Source organism: Algoriphagus lacus (assembly GCF_003583985.1).
Lineage (GTDB): Bacteria > Bacteroidota > Bacteroidia > Cytophagales > Cyclobacteriaceae > Algoriphagus > Algoriphagus lacus.
The window spans coordinates 1-4,449 of sequence record NZ_QXML01000022.1 but is presented as its reverse complement, the minus strand read 5'-3'; the positions used below and the strand labels follow the sequence as shown (position 1 = coordinate 4,449).

The 4,449-nt window shown below is 52.6% G+C and carries 1 protein-coding gene; it reads right to left on the bottom strand.

The genetic code is table 11. The annotated features are described in order from the left end of the window. Positions 1–245: 245 nt before the first annotated feature. Positions 246–4,178, bottom strand: a complete 3,933-nt coding sequence (locus D0X99_RS20130; RefSeq protein ID WP_449353858.1) for an Ig-like domain-containing protein — start codon at positions 4,176–4,178, stop codon at positions 246–248. Positions 4,179–4,449 lie beyond the last annotated feature (271 nt).

The following is a 4,449-nucleotide window of genomic DNA, read 5'->3' as shown; positions in this document are numbered from 1 at the left end:
TTGCGGACCATTCCTCTCACCACGCTTCCTTCATATCCGGTAAGTGCGGGATTAAAATACCCCTGAAAATGGGAAAACTGACTGAAGAATTTCCGGGACTGGGCCTGGAGATTCGTCCCAATGCCCAGTAGTGCAAAAAGAAGTAAGATGATGATAGGTGTGATTCGATTCATAGCTGTTTTTTTATTGAAAGTTGAAAAATGGGGAGATCCGAAAACCGTTCTTCCCTCCCCTTGATTCGAATGTTAGTCCCGCAAAAGCGTCAATACACCTCTACGAACCTCCCCGGTTTCTTTGGATTCCAGGATCCAGATGTAGGAACCTACCGGCATTTCCTTTCCTTCAAAAGTTCCATCCCAGCGGTCGGCAGGGCTTTCGGTGTAGAATATCCGCTGGCCGCTTCGGTCAAATACCTGTACTCTGCCCCCTTGGAAGTATTGCAAATCCGGTATTCCCCAGGTATCGTTGATTCCGTCTCCGTTTGGTGTAAAGGAATTGAAAATCTCCACCTCATCCACCGGAATCCGGGTTCTGTTGAGCACAAAGGTTTTTTCGATCGAATTGCCCACCCTGTCGGTACTTCTCACCACAATCGTAAACTGGGTTTTGCCCGGAAGGGGATCCACGGTGTTCAGATACAGCTGGTTGCCTTCAATTCGGAAGTACTGCCCATCGTTACCCGTCACATTCACAAGCCCGTAGGTGTGGATATTGTCCTGTGCATCTGTGGTGCTCAGGGTGCCAATCGCCTGATTGGTGGACGTATTGGCTCCAAACTCACGGTTGGACAAAGCGATATCCGTTGGAGGAATCTTATCCTGTACCAGAATCAGCAAGGTGGGTTTGAAGTCCTGTGGATTTTCGATATCGCCCAGCTGAAGTGTTCCCGTCAACGGGTACACTGCCGCCAGCAGCGGATTATATCCTGTCAAATTCCAGGTCACCGGAAGATCTGTTTGCGCTCCGTTTGAAAGCGTCACCCGGACGGAGGCCGGTAGGCTGATCGCTGCTGGAGGAGTATTCCATGGAACAGTGATCATCTCCGGATTTTCCAGCCCAATAATCAGTCGGTTGCTCAGCGTGATGGTGAAGCTGACCTTCGTCTCATTATCAAAACTGTCTCTTGCCGTCAACGTAACCACCACTTCTCCCGGCTGGGAGTAAACTGTACCCGGCAGAGGGGTTTGGGTAAAACTGACCAGCTTACAATTGTCCGATGCTGCNACCGGAGCAAGCTTGTCCTCCACGGTTACCGTGGCGGTGCCTGTAGCCGAGTTGCCGTTCACATCCGTTACGGTCAGCGTTACGGTGTTTGACCCGATGTTGCTGCAGTCAAACGTAGACTTGCTCAACGTCAGACTCGCTATTCCGCAGGCGTCGGTGGAGCCATTGTTAATCTGGGCTGCCGTGATGCTGGCGGTTCCAGTCGCATCCAGTTGGATCGTGAGGTTTCTGGTAGTTACTACCGGAGCGATTTTGTCCTCCACGGTTACCGTGGCGGTGCCTGTAGCCGTATTGCCGTTCACGTCCGTTACAGTCAGCGTTACGGTGTTTGACCCGATGTTGCTGCAGTCAAACGCGGATTTGCTCACCGTAATACTTTGGATTCCGCAGGCGTCCGTGCTTCCGTTGTTCAGCTGGGCTGCCGTGATGCTGGCGGTTCCAGTCGCATCCAGCTGGATCGTGAGGTTTCTGGTGATTACCACCGGAGCGATCTTGTCCTCCACGGTTACCGTGGCAGTGCCTGTAGCCGAGTTGCCGTTTACGTCCGTTACAGTCAGCGTTACGGTGTTTGCGCCGATGTTGCTGCAGTCAAACGTTGACTTGCTCAACGTCAGACTCGCTATTCCGCAGGCGTCGGTGGAGCCATTGTTAATCTGGGCTGCCGTGATGCTGGCGGTTCCAGTCGCATCCAGTTGGATCGTGAGGTTTCTGGTAGTTACCACCGGAGCGGTCTTGTCCTCCACGGTTACTGTGGCAGTGCCTGTAGCCGAGTTGCCGTTCACATCCGTTACGGTCAGCGTTACGGTGTTTGACCCGATGTTGCTGCAGTCAAACGTGGACTTGCTCAACGCAAGACTCGCTATTCCGCAGGCGTCGGTGGAGCCATTGTTAATCTGGGCTGCCGTGATGCTGGCGGTTCCTGCCGCATCCAGTTGGATCGTGAGGTTTCTGGTGATTACCACCGGAGCGGTCTTGTCCTCCACGGTTACCGTGGCAGTGCCCGTTGCGGTATTGCCGTTCACATCCGTTACGGTCAGCGTTACGGTGTTTGACCCGATGTTGCTGCAGTCAAACGCGGATTTGCTCACCGTAATACTTTGGATTCCGCAGGCGTCCGTGCTTCCGTTGTTCAGCTGGGCTGCTGTGATGCTGGCGGTTCCAGTCGCATCCAGTTGGATCGTGAGGTTTCTGGTAGTTACCACCGGAGCGGTCTTGTCCTCCACGGTTACCGTGGCAGTGCCTGTAGCCGTATTGCCGTTCACATCCGTTACGGTCAGGGTTACCGTATTGTCGCCCAAATGCGTGCAGTCAAAGTCGGTTTGGCTGACGGTGATGCTCTGGATACCAAATCCGTCCGTACTGTTGTTATCAACCTGGCTGGCCTGGATACTGACAGTGCCAGTAGCATTCAGCTGAACGGTGATATTCCGGGTGTTTACCAAGGGTGGCTGGGTGTCCACCAGATAGTTGTTCGAATCGGTAGTTCCCGCACCCGTATTGCCTGCTGCATCCTGGTAGCCCGTATTATCCAATCGGATCACATTGGTCGCACTTTCGGTATTGGGCAAAGGAGTCAAAATCGCAGTGTAGGTTATGTTGTCATCGGTATCAAAGGCCCCCAAGAGTCCATTTGATACGATGAAATCTCCCAGACTCAATCCTGATACAGCTTCGCTGAATGTGATCGTAACCGTGGTCGTCTCTCCCACCGTAAGCTGGGTGTCGGAAACCGTGATGGTGGCAGTAGGCCGCCGGGTATCTATCGCATAGTTGTTCGAATCCGTAGTGCCTGTGCCTGCATTGCCGGCAAGGTCCGTGTAACCCGAGTTATCCAGTGTGATCACATTGGTCGGGTCTTCCACTCCATTGGTAGGAGTAAGCGTAGCGGTCCAAGTAACTCCTCCGTCCGAGGAACTCAAACCACTTAAAGTCCCGTTGGCTACCGTAAAGTCGGCTGCAGTCAACCCGGAAACGGCCTCACTGAACGAGATGGTCAGAATAGTGGTCTCGCCCAAGGCTAACTGGGTATCACTTACCACAAGGGTGGCAGTAGGCCGCCGGGTATCTATCGCATAGTTGTTCGAATCCGTAGTGCCTGTGCCTGCATTGCCGGCAGCGTCCTGATAACCCGTGTTGTCCAGGGTGATCAGGTTGGTAACATCATCCACTCCGGCATCCGGAGTAAAAGTTGCTGTCCAGGTAACTCCTCCGTCTGAAGTGCTCAATCCGCTCAAGCTACCGTTGGCTACCGTGAAGTCGGCAACTGTCAATCCGGAAACTGCTTCGCTAAAAGTGAATGTAACTGTGGTTGTCTCTCCCAATCCAAGCTGGGTATCACTGACTGTAATGTTGGCAGAAGGCCTTTGGGTATCTACTGCATAATTGTTCGAATCGGTAGTTCCCGCACCCGTATTTCCAGCCAAATCCTGATAGCTAGTGTTGTCTAGGGTGATGATATTGGTCTGATCTTCTACTCCATTGTCAGGAGTCAAAGTTGCAGTCCAGGTAAAGCCCCCATCCGTAGAGCTTAGTCCGCTCAGGCTTCCGTTTGCCACCGTGAAATCGGAAACAGTCAGACCAGAAACAGCTTCGCTGAACGTGATCGTAACCGTGGTCGTCTCTCCCACCGAAAGCTGGGTATCGGTAACGGTTATGGCAGAAATAGGACGTCGGGTATCCACTTCATAGTTGTTCGAATTGGTTGTGCTTGTGCCTGCATTGCCGGCAAGGTCTGTGTAACCCGAGTTATCCAGTGTGATCACATTGGTCTGGTCCTCTACTCCATTGGAAGGAGTCAGGGTGGCAGTCCAGGTAACTCCTCCGTCCGCAGAACTCAAGCCGCTCAAGGTTCCGTTTGCCACGGTGAAATCGGCTGCAGTCAAGCCGGAAACGGCTTCGCTAAAGGTGGTGGTCAGAGTAGTCGTTTCTCCAGGAATTAACTGGGTATCACTCACCACAAGGGTTGCTGTAGGCCTAATTCCGTCTAAAACTAATGATTTATTGGCCCCTAGGGAGCCTGCTGCACCAGGACTGGGAAGAGTCAATATAGCGTCCTGATCAGCCACATTACGTATGGTCCCTCCGTTCAATGTTAAAGAGTAAGAACTGGTATAATCCAAGTCGGAGGTAACACTTCCCTCCTGCACTGTGTAGGTAAATACCAAAGCCGTGGAGCCAGAACCTGAAAGATAACTAGCTAATCCATCAGTCAGACCCGTTTCCAAG